Consider the following 16,591-nt stretch of genomic DNA (forward strand, 5'->3'; position numbering starts at 1 on the left):
TGTTTGCCAACAGACCGCGCCAACCATTGCGCTCAAGGATTTGCACATGCTGAAAATCGATACCCTGCATCAGTACTACGGCGGAAGCCATATCCTGCGTGGCCTGTCATTCGAGGCCAAGGTCGGTGAAGTCACCTGTCTGCTCGGGCGCAATGGGGTAGGCAAGACTACCTTGCTGCGCTGTTTGATGGGGCTGGTGCCGGCGCGGGAAGGCAGCGTGCACTGGGAAGACCAGCCGATCACCACGCTCAAGCCGCAGCAGCGGGTGCATGCCGGCATCGCTTATGTGCCACAGGGGCGGGAGATCTTTGCCCGACTGACCGTTGAAGAAAACCTGCTGATGGGCCTGTCACGTTTCCCGGCCCGTGAGGCGCGGGAAGTGCCGGCGTTCATCTATGAGCTGTTCCCGGTACTTGAGCAGATGAAGCAGCGCCGTGGCGGTGACTTGTCCGGCGGCCAGCAACAGCAGCTGGCCATCGGTCGTGCCCTGGCCAGCCGGCCACGCTTGTTGATCCTCGACGAGCCTACCGAAGGCATCCAGCCGTCGGTGATCAAGGAAATCGGCGCGGTGATTCGCAAGCTGGCCGACCGCGGCGACATGGCCATTTTGCTGGTCGAGCAGTTCTATGACTTTGCCGAGGAGCTTGCCGACCAGTACCTGGTGATGGCCCGCGGCGAGATCATCCAGCAGGGCCGTGGCGAAAACATGCAGGCTGAAGGTGTGCGCGGGTTGGTAACCATTTAATCTGCAGGCAATCCTTCTGCGAGACGTCGTCATGAGCTACCCCATTCGCGATGCCCAGGCTGCTGATGTACCGGGCATTCTCGCCATCTACAACGATGCCGTGCGCAATACCACGGCGATCTGGAACGAGACCCCGGTGGACCTGGCCAACCGCCAGGCCTGGTTTGCGGCGCGGGCCGAGCAGGGCTATCCGATCCTGGTGGTGGCCGATGACAGCGGCGTGCTGGGCTATGCATCGTTTGGCGACTGGCGCCCATTCGAGGGTTTTCGGCACACCGTCGAGCATTCGGTGTATGTGCGCGATGATCAACGCGGCAAGGGCCTCGGGCCGTTGCTGATGGCGGCATTGATCGAGCGTGCGCGTGAGAGCGGCAAGCATGTGATGGTGGCCGCGATCGAGAGCGGCAATGCAGCGTCGGTGCGGCTGCATGAACGGTTGGGGTTTGTCGTGACCGGGCAGATGCCGCAGGTCGGCATCAAGTTTGGCCGCTGGCTGGATCTGACCTTCATGCAATTGCTACTGGACCCCGCGCATCCGTAGGAGCGGCCTTGCCGGAGCGCCGGACCGGCAAGGCCGCTACAGGTTTCGCGCCAGCCTGGCGTCCTGCGGCGGATCACATCTGGGTAAACCGCCCCAAGCGCTGGCGCAGCATGGTGTTCTCGCTGCGCAGGTGCTGCACTTCTTCCAGCAACTCCAGCGCCAGCGCCACGCCTTCCCACTCCAGTTCCAGTTCCTGATGCAGCTTGACCGCGCGCTTGAGCGTTACCGGCGCGCGGTCGTCGAACAGCCAGTCTTCCGGCGTTCGTCCTGACGGTTCAACAATGCCGTGCTCGACGATTTCGATCACCCAGTCAGCCGTGATATCGGCTTCCTGGCAGAGGGTGCGCATGTCCAGTTGAACGATCAGGGTGCTGCTCATGATCAACTACTCCATTGAGTCCTCGGGTTGAACGCGGCCTTCTCGGCAAGCTTGGCCCACAGTTCACGGGTGGCGTCGTCCGACTGGGTCGGCATGACCACCTTCAATTGCGCGTACAGATCACCGCGCTCGCCATGCTTGTTGCTCAAGCCCATGCCTTTGACGCGCAGGCGCTGGCCGCTCTGGCTGTCGGGGCGGATGGTCAGGTTGATCTTGCCGGTCAGGGTCGGTACCGCGACCTTGGTGCCCAGCGCAGCTTCCCACGGCGCCAGCGGCACAGTGATGATCAGGTCATGGCCTTCGACATCGAACAGCGGATGCGGCGCCATGCGAATGGTCAGGAACAGGTCGCCATTGGCACCACCGCCAACCCCTGGCGCACCCTGGCCCTTGAGGCGGATGCGCTCACCGTCGGTGACCCCGGCCGGGATCTTGACGTTGAGGGTCTTGGTGGTGAACCCGGTGCGCTGCCCGGCGGCGTTGGTCTGCGGGATCTGGAAGCTGATCTGCTTGGACTCTTTGTTCAGGGTTTCCTCAAGGAAAACCGCCAGCTCCAGTTCCACGTCTTGCCCTCGTCTGCCCGCACTGCGTTGCTGTTGCTGCTGTCCGCGTCCGAACGGGCTGCCGCCACGTGCGCCAAAGATCGAGCTGAAGAAGTCGGAGAAGTCGCCGCCTTCGAAACCATTGTCCGCGCCAGCGCCACGACCCTGCCAGCCGGGCGGGGCCTGGAACGGCCGGCCGTGCTGGCCGCCATACTTGCGGATCTCGTCGAATTCAGCGCGTTTCTGCGCGTCACCAAGCACTTCGTAGGCCTCGTTGGCCTCTTTGAACTTGTCCTCGGCGTCGCGCTCCTTGCTGACATCGGGGTGATACTTGCGGGCCAGCTTGCGGTACGCGGCCTTGATCGCCTTGTCGTCCGCGGTGGGCTCTACGCCGAGTATCTTGTAATAGTCTTTGAAGTCCATCTATGGATCACCAGTGTGAATTTGCATGTTGCATCTGAAGATAGGGACCAAGCATAGCCTTTCAAGGGCGGTTTGGGGTTGCCGTGGAGCAGACGACTGGTCTTGATTCTGCTGGCAAAGGGCATAAACTGCGCGGCCGTTTTGCCTCCGGAAGTAAATTGTCCATGTCCGACGTATCCCCGGCCCGTGCCCTGGGCATCGATTTTGGCACCTCCAACTCCACGGTCGGCTGGCACCGCCCTGGTGCCGAGTCGCTGATCGCCCTCGAGCAAGGCAAGATCACCTTGCCCTCGGTGGTGTTCTTCAATATCGAAGAGCGTCGCCCGGTGTACGGCCGCCTGGCCCTGCACGAATACCTCGAAGGTTACGAAGGGCGCCTGATGCGCTCGCTCAAAAGCCTGCTCGGTTCCAAGCTGATCAAGCATGACACCAGCGTGCTCGGCACTGCCCTGCCGTTCAAGGACCTGCTCGGGATGTTCATCGGCGAGCTGAAAAAACGCGCCGAAGCTGACGCCGACCGCAGCTTCGAGCAAGTCGTGCTGGGCCGCCCGGTGTTCTTCGTCGACGATGACCCGGCGGCCGACCAGGAAGCCGAAGACACCCTCGCCGACGTAGCGCGCAAGATCGGTTTCAAGGACGTGTCGTTCCAGTACGAGCCAATTGCTGCGGCCTTCGACTACGAGTCCGGCATCAGCCGCGAAGAGCTGGTACTGATCGTCGATATCGGCGGTGGTACCTCCGACTTCACCCTGATCCGCCTGTCGCCCGATCGCCACCATCTGGCCGAGCGCCAGAGTGACATTCTCGCCACCGGCGGTGTGCACATTGGCGGTACCGACTTCGACAAGCAGTTGAGCCTGCAAGGCGTGATGCCGCTGTTCGGCTACGGCAGCAAGATGAAGAGCGGCGCGCTGATGCCGACCAGCTACCACTTGAACCTGGCCACCTGGCACACCATCAACGCCGTGTATTCGCAGAAATCGCAGCTGGCGCTGGGCAACATGCGCTATGACATCGAAGACGCGCTGGGCATCGATCGCCTGTTCAAGCTGATCGAGCAGCGTGCCGGGCACTGGCTGGCGATGGAGATCGAGGCCAGCAAGATCGAGCTGACCGACCAGCCCAGCCGCCAGATCGACATGCGCCGGGTCGAACCGGAACTGACCGTCGAGCTGACCCGCGCGTTGTTCGAAGACGCCATTGGCAGCCTGCTGCAACGGGTCCGTGGCAGCGTCAGCGAATTGCTGAACAAGGCTGGCGTCACTGAGAGCCAGGTCGACACGGTGTTCTTCACCGGCGGCTCCAGCGGCATCCCGGCGCTGCGCAACAGCGTCGCAGCGATGCTGCCCAATGCCCGCCACGTCGAAGGCAATATCTTCGGCAGCATCGGCAGCGGCCTGGCGATTGAGGCGCGCAAGCGTTATGGCGCGGTGTGAGCCGTTGCTAGCGTTTGATTTGAGGGCCTGGGGGGCTGCTTTGCAGCCCTTTCGCGACACGAGGCCGCTCCTACAGAAACCGCCTACTTCCCGTAAGAGCAGCCTTGTGTCGCGAAAGGGGCGCAAAGCGCCCCCAAAATCTCTGCCTCACACCAACTCAGCGCGGCGCAGCTCACTTTTCAGATACGCATAATAGATCGGCCCGGCCACCACACCCGGCAAGCCGAACGCGGCCTCGAACAGCAGCATAGCCAGCAGCAACTCCCACGACTTGGCCCTGATCTGGCCGCCGACGATCCGCGCGTTGAGGAAGTACTCGACCTTGTGGATAACGATCAGATAGCCCAGCGCCGCCAACGCCACCCAGATCGACAGCGACAAGCCGACGATGGTGATCAGCGTGTTCGACATCAGGTTGCCGATCACCGGCAGCAGGCCGAGCAGGAAGGTCAGCACGATCAAGGTCTTGGTCAGCGGCAGGTGTACGCCGAACAGCGGCAGCACCACTGCGAGGAAGATCCCGGTGAAGAAGGTGTTGAGCAGCGAGATCTTGATCTGGGCGAAAACGATATTGCGAAACGCCTGCACCAGCAGCGCCAGCCGTTCAAACATCGCCGCTGCCAGTGGCTTGCGCCGGGAGATATCGGGGATGCGCTGCAAGGCAACGATGGCACCGAGGATCATCCCGATCAGCAGGGTGACGAACATGTGCGCCATGCCCTTGCCAACCAGCTGCAACTCACCGAGGTGGCTTCTCAGCCATTCGCCAATCGCCACCTTGAACTCGGCCGCACTGGCCGGCAGGTAGCTTTCGATGAACGGCGGCAACTGGCTGCGCGCCTGCTCCACCAGCAGCATGAACTTGTCCAGCGAGGCGCCAGGGTTCTCCGCTTCATGCAGCAAGAAGCTGAACGCGCCCGCAATCAGCAACGTCAGGCTGATCACCACCAGCGTGCCCAGCAACGCCACCGCCAGCCAGCGCGCGCGCTGCCCGGCAATGATCGGCTGTAGCCGTGGGGTAAGCATATTGACCAGTTCGAACACCAGCAGGCCGGCGAGCAGGCTTGGCAACAACTTCAGCGGCAGGGCCAGCAACAGGCCGGCAAAGACGATGATCCAGCTGGCCAGGGTGACCTGGCGAGGGGTGAAAGTCATACAGCCTCAGGGGCAGACAGCAGAAAAGAATCGCAGTCTGCCAGCGTTCGGCGCGCAAACATAGATACAGCTCATTTCTTCTTCAGGCAGGTACTCATGAATGCTTTGCGCTCGTCACCCTTGAGGGTCTTCTCGGTGGCGGTGGCGTTGCAGCGGGTCATTTTCTCCTGCTGGGTGACCTTCAGGCACTTGCTCATGAATGCCTTGCGCTCATCGCCCTTGAGGGTCTGCGCAGTGGCATCGGCGTTGCAGCTCTTCATCTTTTCCTGCTGGGCGGTGGCGGCAAAGCCCTGCGCGCAGATCAACATCCCCAATACCAGCAATGGCGCTTGCAGTCGCTTCATGGAGTGGCCTCCTTGTTCCGCGCCCAATGCACGGATCCAAGCCTGAGTGTAGCCAACTATTTCCGCGTGCCAGCGCCATCAGAGCCCCGCGGCTTTCAAGCGCGCGGCGTGCTCGGTAAACAGCCGCACCGGTTCGGCGCCCTTGCCCACCGCACCGAGTGACTGATTGACGATGTCCAGATGATCCAGCGGGTGGTCATCGCCCAACACCTGGCCCAGGTGCGAGCTGTTGCGCCCGACCATGCCGTCGCACTGGCCTTTCTCACGGACAAAACTGCGGGCGAACAGGCGACAGAAGCGGTTGCTGCCGTCAAAGCGGTTGCGGCCCTGGTCGGTCAGGCCTGGCTGCAGCGTGCCCGACCACGAGTAATAGCGCACGCCATTGACCTCATAGGCGCCCTCGCCGCCCCATTCCTGCGGCAGGCCCTGTGGATAAGCCTGGTTGAACAGCGCCAAACCCGCGCACGTCAGCGACTGATGCGACGCGTGCACGTCGATCGGCAGCCGCTCACGGCGCCAGCCCGTTTCCAGCCAGCCCATCAATCGCGCCAGGCCGTGCAGCACGGCGCGCAGCACACGCCCTTTGCGCGAGTGGCCGGGCGCCTTGCGTTCGAGGTGGTCGGCCAACTCCGAGCCGTGATTGGGCCCGGCCACCGACGTCACCGAGGCAACCCGGTCTGGCCGCTTGGCAGCGGCATAGCGCGCGCTGAGTGCGCCCTGGCTGTGGCCGATCAAGTTGACCTTGGTGGCGCCGCTGCGCTGGCAGATGTCTTCGATGATCGCCAACAGCTGCTCGCCACGCACCTCGCTGGAATGCAGCGGCGACACCTGCACAGGATAGACCTTGGCACCGCCGCGGCGCAGCGCCGACACGATGCCGAACCAGTAGGGATAAACCAGCAGCCGGACAAAACCGAGCATGCCCGGCACCAGCACCACGGGGTATCGCGTCGCCAGATCCTGTTTCATTGCCGTTCTCCTCGGGCTTGGCCGTGCGCCAACACTAACGCGAGGTAGATGACGGCCACAATCGAACTCCTGAGCCGCGCTGTGGTTCCAATCCTGCACACACCCTGAGCACGGAGCGGGACCATGTACAAACAGACTTTGGCAATCCTTCTGGCCAGCGCAACCCTGGCCGCGTGCGGCAGCCGTCCGGAAAACCCGGTGGATTACGTTACCTACCGTGACGAGCCGCTGGTCAAGCAGGTCGAGAACGGCATGACCATGCAGAAGGTAATCGCCATCGGTGGCAGCCCGTCGATGGTCATTGACTTGCCCAACGGCGGCACCTGCAATGACTACATCCTCAACCGTGATGGCCATCAGCAGCCCTACTACGTGCGCTTCGATGCCACCGGCCATGTCGATGCCAAAGGCTTCAAGACCTGCAAACAACGCGAAGAAGACAAGAAAGCCGCAACTGGCGCCTGAGTCTTCCTGAAGCCCTGACCACCCTGATATCTCGGAGATGAGCATGAGCAACGTTGAACTGACCGATAAACACACCTTGCGCGAACGCGCCCGCCAGCATGTCGAAGACGGCGCCGTGACCGAAGGCTATAGCGCCGACCGCGAGAAGATCATCCAGCTGCTCAACGAGTCGCTGGCAACCGAGCTGGTCTGCGTGCTGCGCTACAAGCGCCACTACTTCATGGCCAGCGGGATCAAGGCGGCAGCAGCAGCTGACGAGTTCCTTGAGCACGCCACCCAGGAAGCCGAACACGCCGACAAATTGGCCGAGCGTATCGTCCAGCTGGGCGGCGAGCCGGACTTCAACCCGGACAACCTGAGCAAGAACTCCCACGCGCAGTACGTCGCGGGCAACTCGCTCAAGGAGATGGTGCTGGAAGACCTGGTGGCTGAACGCATCGCGGTCGACAGCTACCGCGAGATCATCCAGTACATCGGCGAGAGCGACCCGACCACCCGGCGCATCTTCGAAGACATCCTGGCCCAGGAAGAAGAGCACGCCGACGACATGGCCGATCTGCTCAAGGGTCTGTGATTCGCTAGCCTCTGGCCTCTGCCCGCAACCTGCGGTGCAGAGACAGATAACGAACCCGCCTTACTTCTTCGTCTTGACCTCAGCCGGCGCCTTGCCGGCTTTCATTTGCTCGAGCAATGGCGTGCATTGGTTCTGCTCGCCGTCACCCGGTGCAATCAGCGCCAGCAGTCCTGCTGCCGGGCCAATCGCAACGCCCAGGGCAACCATGCCGGCGCCGCGCAGGGCCAGCGGCAGCGCTTGCACACCGGCGCTGGGTTTGACGAACTTGCCGCGCACATACAGCGGCGAGCGCAGCGAGAACAGGCGCAGGCCCTTGGACTCCGGGGTGATCTTCAGGTCGAGCTGTTCACTGGCGAAGTTGACCGTGCCATCGACATAAATGATCGCGTTCTCGGTATCGAAGACAAACACGCGCGTGCTTGCCAGGCCGTCCTTGATGCCGACATCGGCGGCCGCGCAGTTGATCTGCACATCCTTGTCGCCGAACAATTTGCCGACCACATAGTTACCGACGTTGAGGCCGGCCAGTTCCATCAGCTCGCGGCTGATCGCACCATCGTTGATCAGCATGCGCATGTCGCCGTTGGCGGTGCCGAGCAGCGCCGCGACCGAATTGCCTCGGCCGCTGATATCGGCATCGCCGTTGAGCTGGCCAAAGCTGGTCTGCATCGGCGCAAAACCTGGGAACAGCTCCTTGAGCTTGAAGCCACGCGCGGTCAGCCGGGCCCGGCCCTGCATCGGCACGTTACGCCCATCCAGGCGGATGTTGGCGGCGAGATTGCCACCGGCCACGCCAAAGCGCAGCGGCTGCAGGCGCAACAGGCCGTCATCGAGGATCAAGTGCACGGCCAGGTCGTTGAACGGCAGCTTGGAGCTATGCACGATGCGCTTGCCGCTGAAGCTGACGTCGGCATCCATTGCACGCCAGCGCTCGGTCCGAAACTCTTCGACCGGCAGCACTTTGTCGCCTGGCTGCTTACTGGAACCACCACGGGCCTTTTGCTCGGCGTTGGAGTCAGCGCCGATCAACGGCGCAAGGTCCTTGAACAGCAGTTGATTGGAGACCAGCTTGCCGTTCAGTTTGGGCCGCGGCTTGCTCGCGACAAAGGCCAGATCGCCATGAATGTCGCTGTCGCCGATCTTGCCGTTGAAGCCTTGATAGCTGAACCGCGCACCCTCGGCAGCGTGCAGGTTGGCCAGCAGATGGCCGTCGGTGGAGTAAGCAGGTGTGTCCGGCAGGGTCACGCCAGTCAGCGGAAAGAGGTTGCCCAGGCTAGCGCCGGACAGCTTCAGGCGCAGATCCAGCGCGCCCAGGTTACGCGGGTCGGTCAGGGTGCCGGCGACCACCACATGGGTGTCGGCAATACGCACGTCGGCCTGCAACGGGAACGGCTGGCTGGCGTCCTGCAGCGCCAGCAGGCCACCGATCTTGCCAGTGCCGGACACCGGCTGATCCTTGTAGCGGCCGCTGGCCTTGAGGCCAAAGGCGTAGTCCTGGGCGCCGGCGCTCTTCTCGGCGCGGGCCTTGCCGACGATCTCGCTGAACGGGATTGGCTTGCCCAGCGGGTCGATCTGCACCTTCATGTCGGCCTTGAGGATCTGGTCGTTGTAGCTGACATTGCCCTGATCAAAACCGATGGCGCCGATATCCAACACCCATTTCGACGGTTCGGCGTTTTCATCTTTTGGCCCGAAATCGAACGTCCAGTTGGCGCGGCCATCGGCCAGGCGGGTCAGGCTGGCATTGGGTTTGGTCAGGTTGATGCGCGGGATGACAATGTGCTGAAAGATCAGCGGCAGCGGTGACAGACGAAATTCGACCTTCTCCAGGCCGACCATCTCCGGCTGTTTGAGCCACTCCGGGTTGCCCAGGGTCAGGTCCTCGGCAATGAAGTGCGGCCACGGCACCCAGGCGCGCCAGCCGCCTTCTTCAGGCTCGGTGCGCCATTTGACGGCGAGGTTGCCGTTGATGGCGAACGGTCGCTGCAAGGCGGCCGAGACTTTCTCGTTGAGCAGCGGCTTGGCGCGGTTCCAGTCGAAGGTGGCGATCACCACCACCAGGATCGCCAGCAAGGTGATCAGTGTGGCGAGGGTCCAGGTGATGATTCTGGCGGGGCGCGTCATTGCGTGATTCTCCTGACTGCATGGCTCATGGCGCCACGACGGTGACACTAACGAGTGGACTGATGAAAAGCCGCTGGGTTTAATCCATGGCGCATTCTAGCCAAGAATTTTCTGTCGAACTCATCAGCTTTGCCGTGAGACTGACTGGTTACCAAGCTGCTCGTTGGCATGCGCGCGGCGCCGAAATACTCGGGCTAGAGCCGCTGTTGCAACAGTATCAATCCTGTCGATTGTTACCATTATCCTTATGAACTTTTCTCTGGCGGTGCGGCGGGTAGCATTGGCTTCGTACCCACTTTCCAGCCCTCCAGAGGAGCGCCCTGATCATGAAACGCCAATTATTGCTTAGCCTTGCCCTGTCCATCGCGGCCACCAGTGCCTTCGCCTTGCCTGGTCAGGAGCAGCACCTGACCGCCGAATCGCGCTCCAGCGACGCGGCCGCCGTGCAAGCCCTGAATACCCTTGCCGAAGGTGGCTCGGATCGTTTGATCGAACGTACTGACCGCGTAGCTGAAGGCGGCTCTGATCGCCTGATCGAACGCAGTGGCCGCGTCGCCGAAGGTGGCTCGGATCGACTCATCGAGCGCACTGGCCGCGTCGCTGAAGGCGGCTCGGACCGCCTGATCGAGCGCAGTGGCCGAGTAGCCGAAGGTGGCTCGGATCGTCTGCTTGAACTCAGCCGTGTGAGCTGATTGCCATGGCAGAAAAGGTCGATCCTCGATACTGCTCCTGCTACCCTCCAAGCCCGGTCCATTGACCGGGCTTTGTTTTTTTATCCAGAATAACCCCGTCGTACAGCCACAGAAGCCTGCCCCATGCTGCCTCGCGCCGAACAGAAGCTCCAGACCCGTCAAGCCTTGCTGGACGCCGCCTGCCAGTTGATGGAGAGCGGTCGTGGCTTTGGTAGCATCAGCCTGCGTGAAGTGGCCAAGACCGCCGGCATCGTGCCCACCGGTTTCTATCGGCACTTCCCCGACATGGACGCACTCGGGCTGGCCCTGGTCGAAGAAGTCGACGCGACCTTCCGCCACGCGATCCGCCTGGTGCGGCAAAACGAATTTGAAATGGGGGGTATCACCGATGCCTCGGTACGCATCTTTCTCGACATGGTCGCCGCGCACCGCACTCAGTTCCTGTTTCTCGCCCGCGAGCAATACGGCGGCTCGCAGCCGGTGCGCCAGGCCATCGCTCGCCTGCGCCAGCACATCAGTTCCGACCTTGCCACTGACCTCGGCCTGATGCCGCGCTGGAAGCACCTTGATGCTGCAGCCTTGGAAGTGATGGCCGACCTGGTGGTCAAGACCGTCTTCGCCACCCTGCCCGAGCTGATCGACAGCCCTGACCCGCACACCGCCCAGCCGCTCAGCGCGCAAGAGAAGATCACTCAGCAGCTGCGCTTCATCTTTGTCGGTGCACGCCACTGGCAGGGTTTGAGCAGCCCTGGCTGACGACCCTTGGCCGCTAGCTGCTATCATGGCGCCCTGCCCGATTGCGACGAGCGTTGCCATGTCCGACCCCCGCCCTACCCTGCCCGAGCTGAGCACCCGCCTTGAGCGCTTCTGTCAGCACTTCGCTGAACGCATCGTGCCACTGTGGCAAGGCCCAGGCTGGAACGACGAACTGGCTCTGCCTTTCGAAGCCCTCGATGAACAGCACCAGCCACTGCCCGTGCAGCGCTACCGGGCGATGGCCGTCGCACGTCAGTTGTATCTGTTCAGCAGCCGTATCGAGCAAGCCGGCGCCGCCGAGCGCGCTGCAGCATTGTTCCGTTCGCTGCAGCGCCACTTCCACGATGCCGAGCACGGCGGCTGGTTCTACAGCGTAGACGCCGCCGGCAAGCCGCTGGACCGGCGCAAGGACCTGTACACCCATGCGTTCATCGTGTTCGCCTGCGCGCATTACTGGGGCAAGGTGCAGGAGGGGCTGGTCGAAGCCACACTGAACGCAGCGCTGGAAGTGGTAGCCGAACGCTTCGCGCGCGATGATGGCCTGTATGAAGCAAGCCTGGGTGAAGACTGGTCGGACCTGAGCAGCGGCCCGCTGCAAAACCCGCAGATGCACCTGACCGAGGCCTTCCTGCAAACCCTCGCAGTACGCGACGATCAGGACGTGCAGCAAGCACTGCTGCAGCTGTGCGAGGCGCTGCAAACGCACTTCATCGAGCCCGAGCACGGCCTGATGCTGGAAAAACCGCGCGGTGCTGTGGATAACTGGTTCGAGCCTGGGCATCAGTTCGAGTGGTTTTACCTGCTCGAAACATCGCCGCTGCTCAACGGCAGCGCGCTGCATGGGTCGATCGCCCATGGCTTTGACTACGCCGAGCGCCATGGCGTGATCGATGCGGCGGTAATCGCCAGCGTGGATATCAATGGCGAGGTGCTCGACCCGACCCAGCGTATCTGGGCCAAGGCAGAATACCTGCGCGCGTTGGCATTGCGCCCGGGCAGTGAGCAGCAGCTGCTGCAACAGCTACGCTCGCTGGAGGACAAGTTCCTGCATGCAGGAGGCTGGCGCGAATGCCTGGACGCCACCGGCGCGGTTAGCCGTCATGACATGCCGTCGACCACGCCCTATCACCTGGCGACGTGCCTGCAAGGGCTGGACGCGCTGTCCTGACGGTTACGCGTCGCACCAAGGGGCCGCAGGCCGGCCCCGCTACTGCGCTCAGCCTTTGGGCGAGCGATCGATCGAGAACCCAGCCCAATCCTGACTCACTGGCATCAACTCAAGGCTGTTGATGTTGATGTGCGCCGGCTGGTTGAGAATCCAGAAGATGGTCTCGGCGATGTCCTGCGGCTGGATCGCTTCGGCGCCAGCGTAGGTTGCATCGTACTTGGACTGATCGCCACCGAAGCGCACCAGCGAAAACTCGCTTTCGCACAGGCCGGGCTCGATGTTGCTGACCCGCACGCCAGTGCCACGCAGGTCGCAGCGCAAGCTCAGCGAGAACTGACCGACAAACGCCTTGGTGCCGCCATAGACGTGACTGCCAGGGTATGGATAGTTACCCGCCACCGAACCCACGTTGAGGATCGACGCGCCACGACCATGAGCGATCAGCCGCGGCAGGAGTAGGCGGGTGGTGTACATCAGGCCCTTGATGTTGGTGTCGACCATGGTGTCCCAGTCGTCCAGGTCGCACTTCTGCGCAGGGTCTGCACCCAGTGCCAGGCCTGCGTTGTTGACCAGCCCGCGCAACTTGTCGAACGCAGGCGGCAGGTTGGCGATGGCCTGCTCCATTGCTGCGCGGTCGCGCACGTCGACCACGATGCCATGCACTTCGGTCTTGGCCGACAACTCGGCGCACAGCGCATCCAGGCGCTCTTTACGGCGGCCGGTCAGGACCAGCTTCCAGCCTGCGTCGGCAAACAGGCGGGCGGTGGCCTCGCCGAAACCGGAAGTGGCGCCCGTGATGAATACGGTAGACGTCATGCTGTTCTCCTTCGCAATGGGGTGTCGTCGGCAGGCCTTGAAGCATGCCCGTGGCCGGCCCAGCCAGCAAGCCGTTTAAGCGACTGGTCAAAAAACGTACACGTTGCGCAAAGCCTTGCCGCAGAAGGTCCGGTGCAGGCTATGCGCATGTTATCCACAGGGCTTTCCCCACCGATTGGGGGCAACTTGCAACCAGATTAGACGCGGTCTCTGTAGGAGCGGCGTGCACCCTTCGAGCAAAGCCATGCTAGCTGCCCCTTGCAGCAGTCTGTCCAAGGCTTTTGCACAGAGTTATCCACAGGGTTATCAGGCGCGAAACCTTTCCTCTGGAGAGCCAATTTGGGCCCCGTTACAGGTATTCAAATGGCATTGATCAAAATATGATCAAACCTCTGCAAGCCTTGAATACAAAGGCCTGCAACAGAGTGCCACCATGTTGTCCACAGGCAGTTCCACACGATCCGTGGACAAGTTTCTAGCTGTGCAAACAAGGGTTTGGCGAGGGATTCGAAGAAGCGAAATCAACGGTGTGCGACAAGTTGTCCACATTTGCTGAAAGAAGGGGCCGCATGGCGGCCCCTGACCATCAATGGCCGCCAAGATAGGCGTTGCGCACATCCTCGTTGACCAACAGCTCCTGGCCGGTGCCGGTCATGCGGATCTCGCCGTTGACCATCACATAGGCCCGGTCCGACAACTTCAAGGCATGGTTGGCATTCTGCTCCACCAGAAAGATGGTCATGCCGCTCTGGGCCAGCTCGCGCAGGGTGGCAAAGATCTGCTTGACCACGATCGGCGCCAGGCCCAGCGATGGCTCATCAAGCAGCAGCAGTTTGGGCCGGCTCATCAGCGCGCGGGCGATTGCCAGCATCTGCTGCTCGCCGCCAGACATGGTCATGGCCCGCTGGCTGCGGCGCTCCTTGAGCCGCGGAAACAGCTCGTACATACGCTGCATGTCTTCGCTGGCGTGCTTGTCGCCGATGGGGATGGTGCCCATCATCAGGTTTTCCTCGACGGTCATGTCAGGGAACACCCGGCGCCCTTCCGGCGATTGGGCAATGCCGTTGGAAGCGATGAAGTGCGGCGATTTGCGGGTGATGTCGGTGCCGCGATAAAGGATTTGCCCGGACGCTGCCCGTGGCTGGCCAAAGATCGACATCAGCAACGTCGACTTGCCGGCACCGTTGGCGCCGATCAGGCTGACCGTCTCGCCCTCGTTGATGTGCATCGAGACCTTTTTCAGGGCCTGGATCGGCCCGTAGAACACGTCCAGCTCCTTCAGCTCGAGAATGGGTGCACTCATACCAGTTCCTCTTCATCTGCACCCAGGTAGGCGGCGATCACCGTCGGGTTGTGGCGGATTTCCTGCGGCGCGCCTTGCGCGATCACCGTGCCGTGATCGAGCACGACGATGTGGTCGGAGATGCTCATGACCATGCCCATGTCATGCTCGATCAGTACGACGGTGATGTCGTGCTCGTCGCGCAACACGCGGATCATCCGGCTCAGTGCTTCGGTTTCCTGCGGGTTGAGGCCGGCGGCCGGTTCGTCCAGACAGATGATCTTGGGCCGGGTACACATGGCCCGGGCGATCTCCAGGCGGCGCTGCTGGCCGTACGACAATTCGCCAGCCAGGCGGTTGGCACAGTCGACCAGATCAACCACTTCGAGCCAGTAGAAAGCGTGGTCCAGCGCATCGCTTTCGGCTTTGCGGTAGCTCTTGGTGTTGAGCACGCCGGCGAGCAGATTGCGGTTGACCCACATGTGCTGCGCCACCAGCAGGTTCTCCACCACGGACATTTCCTTGAACAGGCGAATGTTCTGGAAGGTCCGCGCCAGCCCGGCGCGGTTGACCAGGTGGGTGCCGCCGAACATCTTGTAATACACGCGGCTGGCAAAACGCGCCGGCGACACGAAGTCGCTGGGCTGGAAGCGCTCGCCCAGCAACTGGATCACGTCGGTCTGGTTACCGCGCAGGTTGAGCTGGATGTGCCCGCCGCTGGCCTTGTAAAAGCCGGTCAGGCAGTTGAACACGGTGGTCTTGCCGGCGCCGTTGGGGCCGATCAAGGCAAAGATCTGGTTGCGCCTGACCTGCAGGCTGACGTCGCTCAATGCCTTGATGCCGCCAAACTGCATCATCAGGTGTTCGACCGAGAGAATGACTTCGTCGCTCATGGCGCCACTCCTTTACGCGGGACTACCCCGGTGCGGCTGATGCGGATCAGCCCACGCGGTCGCCAGATCATCATCAGCACCATCAGTACCCCGAACAGCAGCACGCGGTATTCCGAGAAACTGCGCAGCAGCTCAGGCGCCACGGTCAGCACGAAGGCCGCAATCACCACGCCCACGGTCGAGCCCATGCCGCCCAGCACCACGATGGCGAGGATCAACGCCGACTCGAAGAAGGTGAACGAGGACGGGTTGACGAAGCCTTGGTAAGTGGCAAAGAACACCCCCGCCAGGCCCGCAGTAGAAGCGCCCAGGGTGAATGCCGAGAGTTTCACCAGCACGTGGTTCAGACCCATCGAGCGGCAAGCAATCTCGTCTTCGCGCAGCGCTTCCCAGGCGCGGCCAACCGGCATCCGGGTCAGCCGATGTTTGATGTACAGCACCGCCAGCACGACCAGGAACAGCACGATATAGATGAACAGGAATTTCACGTTGGGGTTGTAGTCCAGCCCAAAGAACTCATGGAACGGCACCCCGCCGTCCTTGGCCCGGCGGCCAAACTCCAGGCCGAAGAAGGTCGGTGATGGCGCCGGCATGCCGTTCGGCCCGCCGGTGAACGACAGCCAGTTGTTCAGCACCAGCCGGATGATCTCGCCAAAGCCCAGGGTCACGATCGCCAGGTAGTCGCCGTGCATGCGCAACACCGGAAAGCCCAATATGCAGCCGGCCAGTGCCGCTGCAAGGGCCGCCAGCGGCAACACCGTCCAAAAGCCCAGGCCGAGGTACTGGTAACCAAGCGCCAGGCCGTAGGCGCCGATGGCATAGAACGCCACGTAGCCAAGGTCGAGCAAGCCGGCCAGGCCGACTACGATGTTCAGGCCAAGGCCCAGCAACACGTAGATCAGGCCCAGAATCACCACCGTCAGCAGGTACTTGTTGGCGAAGATCGGGAACACGATGGCGATCACGATCAGCGCCGGAATGATGTAGCGCAGCCGCGACTTGTAGTCCGGCGCCAGCACATGCACGCCCGAGCCACCACTGTCGAAGCCCTGCAGCATGCGCTGGCCGGTGCCGCTCTGGAAGAACAGGCTGAGCACGAAGCGCCCGACCATCACCGCGCCGACCAGCCAGGCCACGCGGGCGGGCTCGGCGTTGAAGGTATAGCCATCGAGCACCACGCCGACCACCGGGCCGAACACGATCAGGGCAAGCAGGCCGGCGACGATGGTCTCGATCAGGCTGCGCTTGATATCAAAACCGGAAGAAGCAGAATTGGCAGCAGACATG

At 62.3% G+C, this 16,591-nt stretch carries 18 protein-coding genes; 8 read left to right on the plus strand and 10 right to left on the minus strand.

The annotated features are described in order from the left end of the window. The first annotated feature begins 46 nt into the window (after positions 1-46). Both urtE and HU736_RS14750 read left to right on the plus strand, forming a co-directional pair. Positions 47-745, plus strand: coding sequence for an urea ABC transporter ATP-binding subunit UrtE (urtE, locus tag HU736_RS14745; protein WP_103435880.1), 699 nt, complete (start codon positions 47-49; stop codon positions 743-745). A gap of 31 nt (positions 746-776) precedes the next feature. Beyond that, the gene (locus HU736_RS14750; RefSeq protein ID WP_186700625.1) at positions 777-1,286 is read left to right on the plus strand and encodes a GNAT family N-acetyltransferase; all 510 of its coding nucleotides are present in this window, start codon (positions 777-779) and stop codon (positions 1,284-1,286) included. Positions 1,287-1,359: 73 nt separating this feature from the next. Here the strand turns inward: HU736_RS14750 and HU736_RS14755 are convergent, their stop codons facing one another. Next, a complete protein-coding gene (locus tag HU736_RS14755; protein ID WP_103435878.1) occupies positions 1,360-1,665 on the minus strand; it encodes a chaperone modulator CbpM in 306 nt (101 codons plus the stop codon). 2 nt (positions 1,666-1,667) lie between these two features. After that, complete coding sequence (gene cbpA / locus HU736_RS14760) at positions 1,668-2,630, minus strand: curved DNA-binding protein (RefSeq protein WP_186700627.1); 963 nt, start codon at positions 2,628-2,630, stop codon at positions 1,668-1,670. Positions 2,631-2,794: 164 nt separating this feature from the next. Between cbpA and HU736_RS14765 the strand changes: the two genes are divergently transcribed. Next, positions 2,795-4,066 carry an Hsp70 family protein gene (locus HU736_RS14765; RefSeq protein ID WP_186700628.1) on the plus strand — a complete coding sequence of 424 codons (1,272 nt, stop codon included), beginning with the start codon at positions 2,795-2,797 and terminating at the stop codon, positions 4,064-4,066. Between the two features lie 147 nt (positions 4,067-4,213). On the opposite strand, the gene HU736_RS14770 is transcribed toward HU736_RS14765, so the two are convergent. From HU736_RS14770 to HU736_RS14780, 3 genes are all read right to left on the minus strand, one after another. After that, the gene (locus tag HU736_RS14770) at positions 4,214-5,221 is read right to left on the minus strand and encodes an AI-2E family transporter (protein WP_186700629.1); all 1,008 of its coding nucleotides are present in this window, start codon (positions 5,219-5,221) and stop codon (positions 4,214-4,216) included. Positions 5,222-5,292: 71 nt separating this feature from the next. Then, positions 5,293-5,565, minus strand: coding sequence for a PsiF family protein (locus tag HU736_RS14775; RefSeq protein ID WP_101316008.1), 273 nt, complete (start codon positions 5,563-5,565; stop codon positions 5,293-5,295). 78 nt (positions 5,566-5,643) lie between these two features. Then, entirely contained in the window at positions 5,644-6,534 is an 891-nt protein-coding gene (locus tag HU736_RS14780; protein ID WP_186700630.1) for an esterase/lipase family protein, read from the minus strand. A gap of 123 nt (positions 6,535-6,657) precedes the next feature. On the opposite strand from HU736_RS14780, the gene osmE reads away from it, so the two are divergent. Further along, complete coding sequence (osmE, locus tag HU736_RS14785; RefSeq protein ID WP_101316004.1) at positions 6,658-6,999, plus strand: osmotically-inducible lipoprotein OsmE; 342 nt, start codon at positions 6,658-6,660, stop codon at positions 6,997-6,999. A gap of 43 nt (positions 7,000-7,042) precedes the next feature. Continuing rightward, entirely contained in the window at positions 7,043-7,573 is a 531-nt protein-coding gene (locus HU736_RS14790) for a ferritin-like domain-containing protein (RefSeq protein WP_101316002.1), read from the plus strand. 60 nt (positions 7,574-7,633) lie between these two features. On the opposite strand, the gene HU736_RS14795 is transcribed toward HU736_RS14790, so the two are convergent. Further along, on the minus strand, positions 7,634-9,697 hold the full coding sequence (locus tag HU736_RS14795) for an AsmA family protein (RefSeq protein ID WP_186700631.1): 2,064 nt from the start codon (positions 9,695-9,697) through the stop codon (positions 7,634-7,636). A 326-nt stretch (positions 9,698-10,023) separates the two neighbouring features. On the opposite strand from HU736_RS14795, the gene HU736_RS14800 reads away from it, so the two are divergent. From HU736_RS14800 to HU736_RS14810, 3 genes are all read left to right on the plus strand, one after another. Then, positions 10,024-10,389, plus strand: a complete 366-nt coding sequence (locus HU736_RS14800) for a hypothetical protein (RefSeq protein WP_186700632.1) — start codon at positions 10,024-10,026, stop codon at positions 10,387-10,389. Between the two features lie 123 nt (positions 10,390-10,512). Beyond that, positions 10,513-11,145 carry an HTH-type transcriptional repressor FabR gene (gene fabR, locus HU736_RS14805; protein ID WP_103435870.1) on the plus strand — a complete coding sequence of 211 codons (633 nt, stop codon included), beginning with the start codon at positions 10,513-10,515 and terminating at the stop codon, positions 11,143-11,145. 58 nt (positions 11,146-11,203) lie between these two features. Then, complete coding sequence (locus HU736_RS14810; RefSeq protein ID WP_186700633.1) at positions 11,204-12,313, plus strand: AGE family epimerase/isomerase; 1,110 nt, start codon at positions 11,204-11,206, stop codon at positions 12,311-12,313. A gap of 48 nt (positions 12,314-12,361) precedes the next feature. Here the strand turns inward: HU736_RS14810 and HU736_RS14815 are convergent, their stop codons facing one another. The 4 genes from HU736_RS14815 to livM form a co-directional block, all read right to left on the minus strand. Then, positions 12,362-13,129: an SDR family oxidoreductase gene (locus HU736_RS14815; RefSeq protein ID WP_186700634.1), complete on the minus strand. Its 768-nt coding sequence runs from the start codon at positions 13,127-13,129 to the stop codon at positions 12,362-12,364. A gap of 586 nt (positions 13,130-13,715) precedes the next feature. Further along, the gene (locus HU736_RS14820; RefSeq protein ID WP_103435867.1) at positions 13,716-14,432 is read right to left on the minus strand and encodes an ABC transporter ATP-binding protein; all 717 of its coding nucleotides are present in this window, start codon (positions 14,430-14,432) and stop codon (positions 13,716-13,718) included. Next, entirely contained in the window at positions 14,429-15,304 is an 876-nt protein-coding gene (locus HU736_RS14825; protein ID WP_186700636.1) for an ATP-binding cassette domain-containing protein, read from the minus strand. Before HU736_RS14825 ends, HU736_RS14820 begins: the two co-directional genes overlap by 4 nt. Beyond that, positions 15,301-16,590, minus strand: a complete 1,290-nt coding sequence (livM, locus tag HU736_RS14830; RefSeq protein WP_186700638.1) for a high-affinity branched-chain amino acid ABC transporter permease LivM — start codon at positions 16,588-16,590, stop codon at positions 15,301-15,303. Before livM ends, HU736_RS14825 begins: the two co-directional genes overlap by 4 nt. Position 16,591: the final 1 nt, after the last annotated feature.

The organism is Pseudomonas shirazensis (assembly GCF_014268785.2).
Classification (GTDB): domain Bacteria; phylum Pseudomonadota; class Gammaproteobacteria; order Pseudomonadales; family Pseudomonadaceae; genus Aquipseudomonas; species Aquipseudomonas shirazensis.

Excerpts from the sequence above, each read along its gene's own strand:
- urtE (WP_103435880.1), top strand. The coding sequence starts at position 47 with ATGCTGAAAATCGATACCCTGCATCAGTACTACGGCGGAAGCCATATC.
- HU736_RS14750 (WP_186700625.1), top strand. The coding sequence starts at position 777 with ATGAGCTACCCCATTCGCGATGCCCAGGCTGCTGATGTACCGGGCATT.
- HU736_RS14755 (WP_103435878.1), bottom strand. The coding sequence starts at position 1,665 with ATGAGCAGCACCCTGATCGTTCAACTGGACATGCGCACCCTCTGCCAG.
- cbpA (WP_186700627.1), bottom strand. The coding sequence starts at position 2,630 with ATGGACTTCAAAGACTATTACAAGATACTCGGCGTAGAGCCCACCGCG.
- HU736_RS14765 (WP_186700628.1), top strand. The coding sequence starts at position 2,795 with ATGTCCGACGTATCCCCGGCCCGTGCCCTGGGCATCGATTTTGGCACC.
- HU736_RS14770 (WP_186700629.1), bottom strand. The coding sequence starts at position 5,221 with ATGACTTTCACCCCTCGCCAGGTCACCCTGGCCAGCTGGATCATCGTC.
- HU736_RS14775 (WP_101316008.1), bottom strand. The coding sequence starts at position 5,565 with ATGAAGCGACTGCAAGCGCCATTGCTGGTATTGGGGATGTTGATCTGC.
- HU736_RS14780 (WP_186700630.1), bottom strand. The coding sequence starts at position 6,534 with ATGAAACAGGATCTGGCGACGCGATACCCCGTGGTGCTGGTGCCGGGC.
- osmE (WP_101316004.1), top strand. The coding sequence starts at position 6,658 with ATGTACAAACAGACTTTGGCAATCCTTCTGGCCAGCGCAACCCTGGCC.
- HU736_RS14790 (WP_101316002.1), top strand. The coding sequence starts at position 7,043 with ATGAGCAACGTTGAACTGACCGATAAACACACCTTGCGCGAACGCGCC.
- HU736_RS14795 (WP_186700631.1), bottom strand. The coding sequence starts at position 9,697 with ATGACGCGCCCCGCCAGAATCATCACCTGGACCCTCGCCACACTGATC.
- HU736_RS14800 (WP_186700632.1), top strand. The coding sequence starts at position 10,024 with ATGAAACGCCAATTATTGCTTAGCCTTGCCCTGTCCATCGCGGCCACC.
- fabR (WP_103435870.1), top strand. The coding sequence starts at position 10,513 with ATGCTGCCTCGCGCCGAACAGAAGCTCCAGACCCGTCAAGCCTTGCTG.
- HU736_RS14810 (WP_186700633.1), top strand. The coding sequence starts at position 11,204 with ATGTCCGACCCCCGCCCTACCCTGCCCGAGCTGAGCACCCGCCTTGAG.
- HU736_RS14815 (WP_186700634.1), bottom strand. The coding sequence starts at position 13,129 with ATGACGTCTACCGTATTCATCACGGGCGCCACTTCCGGTTTCGGCGAG.
- HU736_RS14820 (WP_103435867.1), bottom strand. The coding sequence starts at position 14,432 with ATGAGTGCACCCATTCTCGAGCTGAAGGAGCTGGACGTGTTCTACGGG.
- HU736_RS14825 (WP_186700636.1), bottom strand. The coding sequence starts at position 15,304 with ATGAGCGACGAAGTCATTCTCTCGGTCGAACACCTGATGATGCAGTTT.
- livM (WP_186700638.1), bottom strand. The coding sequence starts at position 16,590 with ATGTCTGCTGCCAATTCTGCTTCTTCCGGTTTTGATATCAAGCGCAGC.